This window comes from Leptolyngbya boryana PCC 6306 (genome assembly GCF_000353285.1).
In the GTDB taxonomy this organism is placed as follows: Bacteria; Cyanobacteriota; Cyanobacteriia; order Leptolyngbyales; family Leptolyngbyaceae; genus Leptolyngbya; species Leptolyngbya boryana.
Window position 1 is genome coordinate 3049949 of record NZ_KB731324.1, and the last position, 13343, is coordinate 3063291.

Here is a 13343-nt window from a genome sequence, read left to right on the forward strand (position 1 = left end):
GAGAATAATATTTGATTCAGTTGATCAGAGCCAAGCTATGCAAACGTTTCTTGTCACCGGTGGAATGGGTTTTATTGGCTCTAATTTTGTATTGAAGGCTTGCAAAGAACAATGGGCAAGCATTATCAACCTCGATAAGCTTACATACGCTAGTAATTATCAGACTCTCGCAGAGTTAGAGCAGCATCCTGACTATACTTTTGTTCGAGGAGATATTTGTGATCTTGAATTACTGAAGGATTTGTTGGAGCAGTACAAGCCAGATGCAATTGTGAACTTTGCCGCAGAAAGTCATGTCGATCGCTCAATTTTGCATCCACATGCATTCATTGAAACCAATATTCTAGGCACATTTCGCCTGCTCGAAGCGAGTCGAGCGTATTGGGAGAAATTACTGGGTCAGAAACGCGATAGCTTCCGCTTTTTACAGGTTTCAACCGATGAGGTCTATGGCTCACTCAACCCAACTGATCCAGCATTTCGGGAAAATACGCCTTACGCACCAAACAGTCCTTATGCAGCTTCTAAAGCAGGGGCTGATCATTTAGTTCGGGCTTATTATCACACCTATGGATTACCAACGCTGACGACAAATTGTTCTAACAATTATGGGCCACGCCAATTTCCGGAGAAGCTTATCCCCTTGATGATTCTGAATGCCCTTAATAGTAAACCACTGCCGATTTATGGAGATGGGCAAAATATTCGAGACTGGCTCTATGTTGAAGATCATTGTGATGCACTTTACCAAGTCTTGCAACATGGGCGAATTGGAGAGACTTACAACATTGGTGGAAACAACGAACAAACGAATCTTGCAGTCGTGAATCAGATTTGTACTGTGTTGGATCAACTAGCTCCCAAGGCGAATTTTCAACATGCTGAACTGATTACCTTTGTCAAAGACCGTCTTGGACACGATCGCCGTTATGCCATTGATAACAGTAAAATTCAGCGTGAGCTAGGTTGGGAACCCAGAGAAAGCTTTAACAGTGGCTTACTCAAAACAATTCAGTGGTATCTCAATCACACTGATTGGGTCGAACAAGTCCAATCTGGAGCGTATCAGGCTTGGATTGAACAGAACTACGGCGATCGTAATTCTTCAACTGCTGTATAAGCCTGCTTCTGGATGAAAAAACTCGAATAGAAGTGCGATCGCGATAAATCTGGGTTGCAAGTCGAACTCATAACGAGTATGATTTAGGCAACAAAGATTTCAGAGGTGACTATGAACTTCTATCGAATTGAACATATCAACAAGGTTTGTCAGAACTTAGAAGCAACCTTGCAGTTTTACCAAACCCTCTTTCCTGATTGGTTTATCCGTGCCCAAGAACAGTCAAACGACATGAGCTGGCTGCATTTTGGTAATCAGCAATTCTATCTCTCACTCTACGAACGACCCAACGCATCTCAAGCCAGTCCACTTCATACCGGAAATATTGATCACATCGGCTTTGTGATTGCAGATGGCAAAAAAATGACCGCGTTACTAGAAGCAAACGGAATTGAATATATGCTTGAGGATTCTCCAGAAACCAAGTACCGCATCTATGTAAAAGATCCCGATAGCACATGGCTAGAACTCGTAGAGTATAAAGAAAGTTACGCACTGCGATAGCAATTCCGATGTTGACTCTTGATTGAGGGAAAAATTGGCTAGCAAGAGTTTTCGCGGTTTAAAAAAGTACAAGCGAGCTCTCCTCTCTTTTGGCAGATTTTTTACTACTCAAAAGTGCAACTTCTTAGTGATTCGGAGCTTTCAAGATTGACTGTAGGATGTACCGTGCGATCGTACTCACGCACGCGCGACTCTTGAAGTTAATTTCTAACAGTATTTAACATGCAAAGCTACGACGCGATCATTATTGGTGCAGGGCATAATGGCTTAGTCTGTGCTGCCTACCTCCTCAAAGCAGGCTATAGTGTCTTACTGCTTGAAAAAAATTCCATTCCAGGCGGGGCAGCGACGACAGAAGAACTGATGCCAGAAGACGCTCCTGGATTTCTGTTTAGTCCTTGTGCGATCAATCATATTTTCATTCACTTAGGACCTGTTGTTGAAGAATTAGAGCTAGAAAAATACGGGCTGGAATATCTATTCTGTGACCCAGTTGTGTTTTGTCCTCACCCAGATGGCAAGTACTTTTTAGCGCGTCGCTCAGTCGAGCAAACCTGTGCTGAAATTGCACGATACAGTCCCCGTGATGCAGCGAAATATGCTGAGTTCACTGACTTCTGGCAGCGGGTGATTGGAATGCTGACCCCCCTATTTAATGCCCCTCCCAAGTCGATCGTGGATATGGCGGGCAACTACGACATCAGTAAAATCAAAGATATGATGTCATTGATGGGGTCAGGAGACAAAACGCTGGATCTCATCCGCACCATGTTATCTAGCCCGCTTGATGTGATCAATGAATACTTTGATTCAGAGTTTTTGAAAGCGCCTCTCGCAAGACTTTCTGCTGAACTTAGCACCCCGCCTTCCCAAAAGAATATGGCAGTGGGTTCAATTATGATGTCATTGCGGCACAATCCGGGTATGGCACGTCCCAAAGGTGGAACTGGGGCACTCACGCAAGCGTTGGTTCGATGTGTGCAGGATCTCGGTGGTGAAATTCGGACGGATCAGCAGGTGCAACGGGTTTTGATCGATGATGGAAAAGCTGTAGGAGTTCGGCTTACTAATGGTCAAGAATATCGATCGACGATGGGAGTGATATCGAGCTTAGATGCTCAAAGACTATTTTTACAATTAATCGATGAGCGTGATGTTGATGCTGCAGATGCTGAACTGCGAGAACGAGTTTCTCGTCGCATCGCGAATCACAATGAAGCCATCCTCAAAATTGACTGTGCATTGTCAGAATTGCCTCGCTTTGAAAATCACAATCATCAAGATGAATACTGGATGGGTTCAGCATTGATTGCAGATTCGGTCGCGCAAGTGGAGATTGCTCATACTGATCCGACTATTGGCAGAATTCCAATTGATGATCCTTCGATGTACATGGTCGTGCCATCTTTGCTTGATTCATCCCTAGCTCCAGAAGGTCAACATACACTTTGGATTGAATTCTTTGTGCCGTACCAGATTGCAGGAGCAGAAGGCACTGGGCTAAAAGGAACAGGATGGACAGAAGACTTAAAAAATCAAGTCGCAGATCGTGTTCTCGATAAACTGGCTGAATACACCCCCAATCTCAAATCTTCAATCATTGCCCGTCATATTGAAAGTCCACCAGAACTAGAGCGCCGGATTGGAGTTTCAAAAGGCAATTACTATCATTTGGATATGAGCTTTGATCAAATGATGTTTTTCCGTCCATTACCGGAACTTGCGAACTATAAAACCCCGATCGAGGGACTCTTTCTCACAGGTGCAGGAACTCATCCCGGCGGATCAATTTCAGGCTTGCCAGGACGCAACTGTGCGCGAGTCATTTTGCAAACGGAACATCCTGTCTCTCAAACGCTATCGGATACAGGCAATGTGATCAAATCAGCCGCAAAATCTTTGTTTAGTCGATCGTAAAATACTTCAAAAGCTTCGCAAATTCGATTCGCGAAGCTTACAAGTTGACCGATTCACACGAATTAATTTTCTCGCGTGGGTCGTTTGGGAGCATCAGTGCGGGGAGTCGGTCGCCCTTGAGGACGATCGCGTCTGGGAGGGCGATCCTCAGAATCTTCTCGACCGCTCCCGTAAACATCCAGATTTACCGTCTGTCCTGCCGCCTTCGCAACACCCTCGATCGTAGTCCGAATTGCCTGCACATTTCGTCCACCTCGACCAAAGACACGTCCTTTGTCCGTGCCTTCAAACGCTAAACGAATCCAAATCCGCGATCGATTGGCGAGCACCTCACAGTCGATTTTCAGCGCATCTGGCGTTTCGAGAAAAGGTTCAACAAGAAACCGGATCAGTCCGGCATAATCTGGAGTCACAGGTTTCACAAGAATTACTCAGCTTTCAATTGCTCAAGTACATTGTTTTTGAAGAGGATATCGCGAACAGTATCCGTCGGCTGCGCGCCTTTCTTCATCCAATCCAAGATCTTCGGAACATCTAAACGGACTTCATCTGATCTGGGATTATAAAATCCAACTTCTGCCAAGGGGCGACCATCGCGACGAGTGGTACTTTGAGCAACAACAATCCGATAGCTGGCTTCACGCTTTTTACCAAAGCGCTTTAATCTCAATTTGAGCATAACTAGAACCGAGGACTCCTTTCTGATAGTTTCAACGTGATATGGCGGAATTGCCACACTTCCCGGAATAGTCATCCTAACATGGTGCGGGGAAATTAGAGACACTCACTCTATTACTTACCGCAAGGCTGCTAAATTCCTAAGATTGTTTGTAAGAGTTGATGCAGATCTTGCTGATCAGAAGATTGCAAAGTTCCGAGTTTACGAATCACTAATTTTTGTTCGATCGTTGTAATCGCAGGTTTAATCATTGAGGCTTTTAACAAGCCTGCGGACTGCCAATCTTGAATAATCAAGTCTCCAAATCGGGGAGTTGAAATTTGACTGGTCACTGCAATGAGAATTAGATCTGGATGAGCTTGATGATACGCTCCAGAACTAATCACAACGGCAGGACGCTTTTTGTTTGTGGATTGGTCGCTGAGGGGAAAAGGAACAAGTAAAACATTCCCGAATTCATAAGTTGTCGTACTCGGCATCGTCGGGATTATCCCAAATCTTCTGAAAAACGGGTTCTGAAAGCTGAGTTGCGATCGCAGTGAGCTGCTGATTCTCTTGCTCTCGTTGCGATAAGAAGTCAATAAAATTCTCGACTTCAGCTATCTTTTCAGGTGAGAGTTGCTGGAGCTTAACCAGTAGTCGCTGTTCGGAAGTCATTGAGGTTTCCATCGCGTTTCAAGTGAGTGATAGACCAACGCAAGAATCGCAAGAATATTGTGAGGCTGACGTTGGTCTTGAATTCAAACTCTACAGATTGCCGAAGCCTTTTTTCTTCTTATCTTTGCCGCCTTTTTTCTTCTTCCCGCCTCCGCCTTGATAGCCTCTAAATCCAGGCTGGGGTGGACGCATTCCACCACCCGTTCCGCCAAATGGATTTCCACCCCCAAATGGATTGGGCATTCCACCCATCGGACCCATTCCAGGAAAACCCATCTGACCTGAACCCATTTGTTGCATCAGCGATCGCATTCTTTGGAAATTCGTCACCAATTCGCTGACTTCCTTGTCAGAATGTCCGGAACCCTTGGCAATCCGTTTCCGACGACTAGGAGAATTGGCAAGCAGATCGGGATTTTTCCGTTCCTCGACCGTCATGGAGCCGATCATCGCTTCGGCTTTTTTCAGTTGTTCTTCACCTTTGGCAAGCTGTTCTTCGTTCACCATCTTGCCCATGCCAGGAATCAGCTTCATGACACCGCCGAGCGATCCCATGTTCTTCAGCAGGCGAGTTTGCTTGAGGAAGTCAGAGAAATCGAATTTTGCAGATAGAATCTTCTCCTGCATTTTTTCGGCTTCTGCCATGTCCACTTCTTCCCGCGCTTTCTCAACGAGGGTCAGGACATCGCCCATGCCCAAAATCCGTGAAGCCATCCGGTCAGGATAAAACGGCTGTAATGCGTCAACTTTCTCACCGATCCCGATGAATTTGATCGGCTGTCCAGAAATTCGCCGTACCGAGAGTGCCGCACCCCCGCGAGTATCGCCATCCATTTTGGTAAGGATTGCACCCGTTACGCCGATTTGCTCATGGAAGGTGCGAGTCAGGTTAGCAGCTTCTTGACCCGTCATCGCATCGACGACCAGCAGGGTTTCATGCGGCTCGATCGTGTCTTTGATCCGCTTCAATTCGCCCATCATGGATTCGTCAATCTGCAAACGTCCGGCAGTATCAACGATCACGACATCAAATCCATCGGCTCTCGCTTTTTCAACCCCTTGACGTGCGATTTCTACGGGGTCGGCATCTTTCCCCATGTCAAATACGGGGATATTAATTTGCTTACCGAGTGCGATTAATTGGTCGATCGCAGCAGGTCGGTAAACGTCGGTTGCGACTAACAATGCTTTTTTATCTTCTTTTCTTAAATGCAGCGCCAGTTTTGCGGTTGCAGTCGTTTTACCTGTCCCTTGCAAACCCGCCATGAGTACGATCGTCGGAGCGGTTTCTGCTTCAGCGAGGGGCACATTGGCATCGCCCATCACTTTGACCAGTTCGTTATAGACGATTTCGATGAACTGCTGGTCGGGACGAACGCCTGCAATGACTTCTGCACCGAGTGCATTCTGTTCAACTTCTGCGACAAAATCTTTCACGACTTGCAGATTCACATCTGCTTCAAGGAGCGCGCGCCGAACTTCCCGCAGCGCGTCTTTGACATTCGATTCAGAGATTTTGTCTTGACCGCGAACTTTTTTCCAGGCTTGTTCTAAGCGATCGGCAAGAGCGTCAAACATAGGAGAAATTGATCAGAAGATATCCTTCTCAGAGTAGCGTGTTTCCAGCACAATCGCGAAGTCGAGAAACCCGTCCGAATCCGTTAAATTAGATTGTCCTGTTTTTATTTCTCCAAATGTCAAATCAAACTGTTGTCGATCGCATTCATGAGTTTAATCAGGGGCGCGATCCTGAACTGCTGAAACTCAAATATCAAACGATGGCAAAAAATGCGTTTTCGTTTTTGCGAGGAACTTGTCATCTGTTTTATCAGGATTTACCAGTTGAAGGCATTTTTGCCTCTGCACCGCCTGTTTGGAGTTGTGGCGATCTGCATTTACAGAATTTTGGCAGCTTCAAGGGAGACGATCGCTTAGTTTATTTTGATGTCAATGATTTTGATGAAGCGCTCTTAGCCCCTTGTACTTGGGATGTTGTGCGGTTTTTAACGAGTGTGATTGTTGGCGCTCATACGCTCAATATTGACGATGAAACAGCGATCGCACTTTGCCGTTGCTTCCTCGAAACTTATATCAAAGAACTCTTGACCGGAAAAGATCGAACTGTTCATGGTGAAGTGTCAACCGGGTTAGTTCGGGAATTGTTACTAGGATTGAAAACGCGGAAACGCAAAGACTTTCTAGATGAACGAACGGAACTGAAATCAAAAGTGCGATCGCTCAAACTTATTGAAGGCAAAACGAAACCCGCGACAGAATCCGAGCGCGAAAGGGTAATAGAAGCGATCGCAGAAAGCACTCAAACATATCCAGAACCAGAGTTTTACACAATTCTCGATGTGATGCATCGAATTGCAGGAACCGGAAGTTTGGGACTCGAACGCTATGTGATCTTAGTCGAAGGCAATGGCTCACCGAATCAGAACTATCTATTAGATCTCAAGCTATCTCGATCGTCTTCCTTGCAAGCATATACTCCGTGCCTACAGCCTGATTGGAACAGTGAAGCAGATCGCATTGTTGCCATTCAAAATCGATTTCAAGAATCTCCGCCAGCCTTGTTACATGGATTAACCATTGCAGAAAAATCTTACGTCTTACGCGAACTTCAACCGACTGCCGATCGCGTTGACCTCGATAAAAGCAATGGCAAAATAAAGCGATTGAAAAAAGTGATCAAAACCATGGCAGAAGTCACAGCTTGGGGACAAATGCGTAGTACAGGGCGACAAAAATCAGCGATCGCAGATGATCTCATCGCATTCGCTGAAACTGCTTCGGTCTGGCACGATTCTGTACTTGACTATGCTCGATCGTATGCCGTACAAGTTGAGCGAGACTACGCAGAATTCAAAGCACAGGTCAATGAAGGCTAATCAAGGGGTACTCTGGGGGTTGGAAATTCACTCTTTTCTCCCATGAAAAACTGGTGGCAACAGTTCAAACCCCGAATTCAAGTCATTCCAGAAATTCAGCCTGAAGACTCGATTTTGTTTCGAGTACTCGCCCAATCGCTCGTCACGATTGGAATTTTGGCAATTGACTTAGCCGCAGAAACTCACATTGGACTGTGGGCAATTCCGCTGAGTGCAATTGGGGCGAGTTGGAGTTGGTACTGTCGTCGCAAGAAGAATACTGGATTTAAATTCTTACTGGCGATCGCGATGATGGTCGCATTACTCACGTTTTTTAGTAAGCTACCGACGGCTTGGCAGACGGGCGATACTCGGCTCGTTTTAGCAGAATTTCTCATTCAAGTGCAGGTTTTGCATACATTCGATTTGCCGCGCCGCAAGGATCTGGGTTACTCGATGATGATTGGGCTTGTGTTGCTCTCGCTCGCAAGTACTTTAAGTCAAACGATGCTCTTTGGTGGCTTGCTGGTTGCCTTTTTAGCGATCGCGCTTCCGACGTTGATGTTGGACTATAGTTCACGGTTGGGCGTGAGTGATGTCAAAGTCGATCGCAGTCGATTGCAGAAAATTACCTTTGGTAAGCTGCCAATGATTTTCGCGATCGTCGTTGCTTTGGGATTAGTATTTTTTCTGCTGATGCCACGGTTTCCTGGCTATCAACTGAGAATGTTTCCTGTAAGTGCGCCTATAACGGTTCAGGAAAGATTTGATAATCGAGAGATTAGAACTCCAGGTGCAGGTCGGAGTGCCTTAGAATCACAAGTCCGAGGCGGAGGAAGTTCAGCGCAACGGGGAGAAGTGCGCGATCGCAGTGATGAGCTTTATCCAGGCTTTGGAAACAGCATTAGTCAAAATCGCCGCAAACCTTTGAAGCCACGGGTGATCATGCGGGTGCGATCGCAGATTGAGGGATTTTGGCGGGTGATGGCATTCGATCGCTACACCGGACAAGGGTGGGACGTGTCTCGCAATGCTCAAACGAGAACGATTAAGCGGACACCTTGGTCATATCGATTCTTTCTTTCGCCTCCGGTGACGATGAGCGAGACAAAAGAAGTGATTCAGACGTTCACGATTTTGTCTGATCTGCCGAATTTAATTCCGGCGCTTTCGGCTCCTCGGGAATTGTATTTTCCAACCGATGAGATTGCGATCGATACTGAATTCGGTCTGCGATCGCCGGTTGAATTGCATTCTGGCATGACTTATAGCGTGGTTTCAGATGTGCCTTATCGCAATCGCACTCTGCTACGGTTGAATTCGCTCAAAGCAAAGTATCCAGAAAATAGCCCCTATGTGCAACTTCCAACTCGGCTGAAGCAGCGATTAGCAGAGGAAACAGAGCGAATTTTAGCAACGTCTGAGAGACCGATTGATTCAGATTATGAGAAAGCGCTCTATCTGGGTCAATATCTGAAACAGCGCTATCGGATTCAAGATTTTCAGGAGTTGAAACCGGGCGAAGATGTGGTTGAGGCATTTCTACGCAATCAAGGCGGCGATCGCGATCATTTCTCAACGGCATTAACGCTAATGTTGCGATCGATTGGAGTTCCGGCTCGATTAGTCGCGGGCTTTGCACCTGGAGAATTCAATCCGTTTACGGGGCTATACATTGTCCGCAATACGGATGCTTATGCGATTACAGAGATTCAAGTGCCGCGATCGGGTTGGTTTACGATCGATCCGATTCCTGGACATGAGTTAATTCCGCCTTCGGTAGAGGAGTATCAGCCGTTTAGCTTGGTGCAACGGTTTTGGAGTTGGGTGGCAGGATGGTTGCCTTCTCCGGTTACGGCTTGGTTTGCTGAGATTTTCAAAATTGTCAGAACTACGCTCTCTGGGTTCTTCGGTTTGCTGAATCAGGGCTTATCAGGTTTCTTTCAGGCTTCGATTATTTTGTTTAGTCTTGGATTCTTGGGTTGGCTGAGTGTGCAGGGCTGGCAAAGATGGCGACAGTATCAGCGCATGCAGCGCTTGCGACCGATGGAGCGGCTTTATCAGAATATGCTGAACCAGTTAGCAAAGCAGGGCTTTCAGAAACATTCTGCTGAGACTCCATTGGAGTATGCACGACAGGCAAAGCGAACTCAACAACCGGATCGGGCTGCTGTGATTGAAGAAATTTCTCAGGCTTATGTGAGTTGGCGCTATGGTCGATTGGTGCCGGATTTGCCGGAGTTGCAGCGGAAGTTGAAGGAAGTGATGAAAGGGCGATCGCGGCGTTAGTAGATAGTTGTGCTGAACGACTCGCTTCTCTCGTAATAAAACGCACCCTACAATAAGTAAAGCCCTCTCACCGACGAATTTTCTCAATGGTACGTGCTGTTAATGTTTTCGTTTCTTACTCGCATGAGGATGAGCCGCTTAGGGTAGAACTGGGGAAGCATTTGAGTTCGTTGCGGCGGAGTCGTGCGATCGCAGAATGGCACGATCGAAAAATTGATGCGGGGGCGGACTGGGCGAAGGAAATCGATCGCAATCTCAAATCTGCTGATGTGATTTTGTTGCTGATTAGTCCGGCGTTTATTCATTCAGACTATTGTTCTAGTGTGGAGTTGACGCAGGCAATGGAGCAGCATGAGGCGGGGACGGCTTGTGTGATTCCGATTATTTTGCGCGCTTGTGATTGGGAGGATGAACCGTTTGCGAAGTTGCAGGCGTATCCGAAGAATGCGAAGCCTGTGACAACTTGGGAAAATCGAGATGAGGCGTTTCTGGATATTGTGCGCGGGGTAAAGGGTGCAGTTCAGCGGATTGCAGAACGCTTGCTAGAGAGTTCGACTTCAGAAGAGGTGGGTCGAGAGACGGACGCGATCGTGCAAGAGATTGTCGAGTCGGGACAGGGAGAGAATCAGTATCGAGAAGAGGTTTGGTTTGTTCTGAGTCAGGATGGGGGCGAGATTTCGCCTGAGAGTCGGATTCTGCTGGAGATTTCGCGCAAGAGTTTTCAGCTTTCTGAGGATCGAGCGAAAGCACTTGAAGCTGAAGTAATTCGACCGTTTCAGGAGTTTCGAGAAGCAGCGATCGCGCTAATCAAGCCTCAAGGATCAGTCACATCGAGAATTCAATCACTCCTCGATCGAGCACAACAGAGATTAAATCTGAGTGATGTAGATGCGGTGGCAATCATTGAAAATGTTCTGGCTTCTGTCTCAGAACCTGTGATTGTTGTTCCTCCGAAGCCGTCGCTGCCGACTTTTAGCTTTGAAGTGATTACGGTCAACGATCGAGGACAGGAAATCGATCGTCATCAAAGTCAAGTGAGTTACCGTCGAGAAGAACTCGCGAAAGGTGTCTTTCTCGATATGGTTGCGATTCCAGGTGGAACCTTTTGGATGGGTGCGGGAGAGGGAGAGTTAGAAGCAAAAGATAGTGAGAAGCCGCAGCATCAAGTCACGATCGAGCCTTTTTTCATGGGTAAGTATGCGGTGACTCAAGCGCAATGGAAAGCGATCGCCCAATTCCCCAAAATCAATCGAGATCTCGAACCAGATCCATCTAAGTTCAAAGGCAATAATCGACCTGTTGAACGAGTGTCTTGGGAAGATGCAATTGAGTTTTGCGAGCGATTAACTCAGAAAACGGGAGAGCGATACCGATTACCAAGCGAGGCTGAATGGGAATATGCGTGTCGGGCTGGAACGACGACAGCATTCCATTTTGGAGAAACGATTACACCTGAGTTAGTCAATTACAACGGCAAGTACACATATGCGAATGCAGCGAAAGGGAAGTATCGCGAAACAACGATCGAAGTCGGAAGTTTTCCTCCGAATGCGTTTGGACTGTATGAGATGCACGGAAATGTATGGGAATGGTGCGCTGATGCGTGGCATGACAGCTATGTAAATGCGCCTACGGATGGTCATGTTTGGGAAGTGGAAAGCGACTACAGAGTATTGCGGGGCGGCTCCTGGTTCAACAATCCGAGGCTTTGCCGTTCTGCGACTCGCCTCAATGCTGTTGCGGGGGCTCGCACCTACCACTTCGGTTTTCGCGTTGTGTGTTCTGCGCCGAGGACTCTGTAGCCCTTTGCTCTCTTGCCTTTTAGCCCTTTGCTCTTGTTTCTTTTCTCTTCTTATTCGCGCAGAGCGCGAATAAATTTTTTGAGCATTTTGGGATGATTTGCGATCGTTGAATCAACGATCGTCGTCTGTGATTCATTAGATGTCGATCGCGAGAGATCGATCATCGTTTGTGAGTGATCGATCATCGTGAGCGAATCATTGAATGTCATTCACGAGTATATCGATCAACGTTCGCGAGGAATTGAACATCAAGCGTGAATGTTCGATCATCAATGATGATTCATCGATCGACGTTAGAGATGTATCGATCGACATTAGCGAGGAATTGAACATCAGGCGTGAATGTTCGATCGACGTTAAAGGATTTTGAAAAGTATCAACAATTTCCTCGCTTCGTTCTATCCCGTCCCGGCATTCCATTCCGGGACAGGTGAATGCTATGGAAGATAAAGAATCTAGCTAAGAGTTACTGCTGAGATTAGTTCAGTTTGCTTTGCGATCGCTGGAATACCTGCCAGATCTAGAATCTCTGGAATTAAGTCTTCGCGCTTTACTGCCATCATATGCACACCCTGACAGACCTCTTTTGCCAGTTTGACTTGCTCAGCCGCAATAACCATTCCTTCACGTAAAGGATCAGAAGCTTTTTCTAAGCGATCGATAATATGGTCTGGAATATTCACCCCTGGAACCGCCCGATTAATAAACCGCGCATTTTTTGCCGACTTCAGTAAGAAAATTCCAGCTAACACAGGCTTATTGCACCCCGCAGCAATCTCGTTCATAAATTTATCCAATCGCTCAAAATCAGTAATCAACTGACTCTGGAAAAACTGTGCCCCTGCTTGTATTTTCCGCTCAAATCGTCTCTGTAACCCTGACCAACTCGCACATTGTGGATCAACTGCTGCACCAACAAACAGATCCGTCTCTCCATCCGTCAATTCTTTATCGTTCCAATCACTGCCGCCATTGAGCTTACTAATCATCTGCAACAAGCGCACTGATTCAAGCTCAAACACCGCTTTCGACTCAGGATGATCCCCTGCCTTTAACGGATCACCCGTTAAAGCTAAAACATTCCGAATCCCCAAAGCATGAGCACCGAGCAGATCCGCTTGTAGCCCGATCGCATTTCTATCCCGACAAGCAACTTGATAAACAGGTTCAATTCCTTGCTGCAAAAGCAATGCTGCCGAAACGAGCGAAGACATCCGCATCACAGCCCGACTGCCATCTGTAATATTGACCGCATGTACTCTTCCCTTAAGCACTTGCGCCATCTGCACCATATGAGTTGGATCAGTGCCTTTGGGAGGCGCAACTTCAGCAGTGACAAGAAATTCGCCATTTCGAGCGGCTGTACGGAACGCAGAAAGCGGGGCGTGACCGAGGGGCTGTGAGATTTGAGGATAGGTCATGAGCAACGATCGTTAAAAGTGCAACTTCTTGACTAGCGTATCGGGGAACGTTGAGAGGTTTGAAGTTTTTTCGCGAAACTT

General features: G+C 46.7%; 12 protein-coding genes. 6 read left to right on the plus strand and 6 right to left on the minus strand.

The window, feature by feature from the left end:
- The first annotated feature begins 37 nt into the window (after positions 1–37).
- The 3 genes from rfbB (at position 38) to crtO (ending at position 3541) form a co-directional block, all read left to right on the plus strand.
- Entirely contained in the window at positions 38–1120 is a 1083-nt protein-coding gene (rfbB, locus tag LEPBO_RS0115360; RefSeq protein WP_017288445.1) for a dTDP-glucose 4,6-dehydratase, read from the plus strand.
- 111 nt (positions 1121–1231) lie between these two features.
- Entirely contained in the window at positions 1232–1624 is a 393-nt protein-coding gene (locus tag LEPBO_RS0115365) for a VOC family protein (protein WP_017288446.1), read from the plus strand.
- 222 nt (positions 1625–1846) lie between these two features.
- A complete protein-coding gene (gene crtO / locus LEPBO_RS0115370; RefSeq protein ID WP_017288447.1) occupies positions 1847–3541 on the plus strand; it encodes a beta-carotene ketolase CrtO in 1695 nt (564 codons plus the stop codon).
- A gap of 62 nt (positions 3542–3603) precedes the next feature.
- On the opposite strand, the gene LEPBO_RS0115375 is transcribed toward crtO, so the two are convergent.
- The 5 genes from LEPBO_RS0115375 to ffh form a co-directional block, all read right to left on the minus strand.
- A complete protein-coding gene (locus tag LEPBO_RS0115375) occupies positions 3604–3963 on the minus strand; it encodes a KH domain-containing protein (RefSeq protein ID WP_017288448.1) in 360 nt (119 codons plus the stop codon).
- Positions 3964–3968: 5 nt separating this feature from the next.
- On the minus strand, positions 3969–4295 hold the full coding sequence (gene rpsP / locus LEPBO_RS0115380; protein WP_317135183.1) for a 30S ribosomal protein S16: 327 nt from the start codon (positions 4293–4295) through the stop codon (positions 3969–3971).
- 56 nt (positions 4296–4351) lie between these two features.
- A complete protein-coding gene (locus LEPBO_RS0115385; protein WP_017288450.1) occupies positions 4352–4699 on the minus strand; it encodes a type II toxin-antitoxin system PemK/MazF family toxin in 348 nt (115 codons plus the stop codon).
- A complete protein-coding gene (locus LEPBO_RS0115390; protein ID WP_017288451.1) occupies positions 4677–4889 on the minus strand; it encodes a hypothetical protein in 213 nt (70 codons plus the stop codon). The genes LEPBO_RS0115385 and LEPBO_RS0115390 overlap by 23 nt, the downstream gene beginning before the upstream one ends.
- Positions 4890–4967: 78 nt before the next feature.
- The gene (gene ffh / locus LEPBO_RS0115395) at positions 4968–6455 is read right to left on the minus strand and encodes a signal recognition particle protein (RefSeq protein WP_017288452.1); all 1488 of its coding nucleotides are present in this window, start codon (positions 6453–6455) and stop codon (positions 4968–4970) included.
- Between the two features lie 116 nt (positions 6456–6571).
- Here ffh and LEPBO_RS0115400 point away from each other — a divergent pair, with 116 nt between their 5' ends.
- From LEPBO_RS0115400 to LEPBO_RS41005, 3 genes are all read left to right on the plus strand, one after another.
- Positions 6572–7771 carry a DUF2252 domain-containing protein gene (locus LEPBO_RS0115400; protein ID WP_017288453.1) on the plus strand — a complete coding sequence of 400 codons (1200 nt, stop codon included), beginning with the start codon at positions 6572–6574 and terminating at the stop codon, positions 7769–7771.
- 42 nt (positions 7772–7813) lie between these two features.
- Positions 7814–10039: a transglutaminase TgpA family protein gene (locus tag LEPBO_RS0115405; RefSeq protein WP_017288454.1), complete on the plus strand. Its 2226-nt coding sequence runs from the start codon at positions 7814–7816 to the stop codon at positions 10037–10039.
- Positions 10040–10125: 86 nt separating this feature from the next.
- Entirely contained in the window at positions 10126–11841 is a 1716-nt protein-coding gene (locus LEPBO_RS41005; protein WP_017288455.1) for an SUMF1/EgtB/PvdO family nonheme iron enzyme, read from the plus strand.
- A gap of 455 nt (positions 11842–12296) precedes the next feature.
- Here LEPBO_RS41005 and LEPBO_RS0115425 read toward each other — a convergent pair whose 3' ends face one another.
- Positions 12297–13262, minus strand: coding sequence for a methylenetetrahydrofolate reductase (locus LEPBO_RS0115425; RefSeq protein ID WP_017288458.1), 966 nt, complete (start codon positions 13260–13262; stop codon positions 12297–12299).
- Positions 13263–13343: the final 81 nt, after the last annotated feature.

Excerpts from the sequence above, each read along its gene's own strand:
- rfbB (WP_017288445.1), top strand. The coding sequence starts at position 38 with ATGCAAACGTTTCTTGTCACCGGTGGAATGGGTTTTATTGGCTCTAAT.
- LEPBO_RS0115365 (WP_017288446.1), top strand. The coding sequence starts at position 1,232 with ATGAACTTCTATCGAATTGAACATATCAACAAGGTTTGTCAGAACTTA.
- crtO (WP_017288447.1), top strand. The coding sequence starts at position 1,847 with ATGCAAAGCTACGACGCGATCATTATTGGTGCAGGGCATAATGGCTTA.
- rpsP (WP_317135183.1), bottom strand. The coding sequence starts at position 4,295 with ATGACTATTCCGGGAAGTGTGGCAATTCCGCCATATCACGTTGAAACT.
- LEPBO_RS0115385 (WP_017288450.1), bottom strand. The coding sequence starts at position 4,699 with ATGCCGAGTACGACAACTTATGAATTCGGGAATGTTTTACTTGTTCCT.
- LEPBO_RS0115390 (WP_017288451.1), bottom strand. The coding sequence starts at position 4,889 with ATGGAAACCTCAATGACTTCCGAACAGCGACTACTGGTTAAGCTCCAG.
- ffh (WP_017288452.1), bottom strand. The coding sequence starts at position 6,455 with ATGTTTGACGCTCTTGCCGATCGCTTAGAACAAGCCTGGAAAAAAGTT.
- LEPBO_RS0115400 (WP_017288453.1), top strand. The coding sequence starts at position 6,572 with ATGTCAAATCAAACTGTTGTCGATCGCATTCATGAGTTTAATCAGGGG.
- LEPBO_RS0115405 (WP_017288454.1), top strand. The coding sequence starts at position 7,814 with ATGAAAAACTGGTGGCAACAGTTCAAACCCCGAATTCAAGTCATTCCA.
- LEPBO_RS41005 (WP_017288455.1), top strand. The coding sequence starts at position 10,126 with ATGGTACGTGCTGTTAATGTTTTCGTTTCTTACTCGCATGAGGATGAG.
- LEPBO_RS0115425 (WP_017288458.1), bottom strand. The coding sequence starts at position 13,262 with ATGACCTATCCTCAAATCTCACAGCCCCTCGGTCACGCCCCGCTTTCT.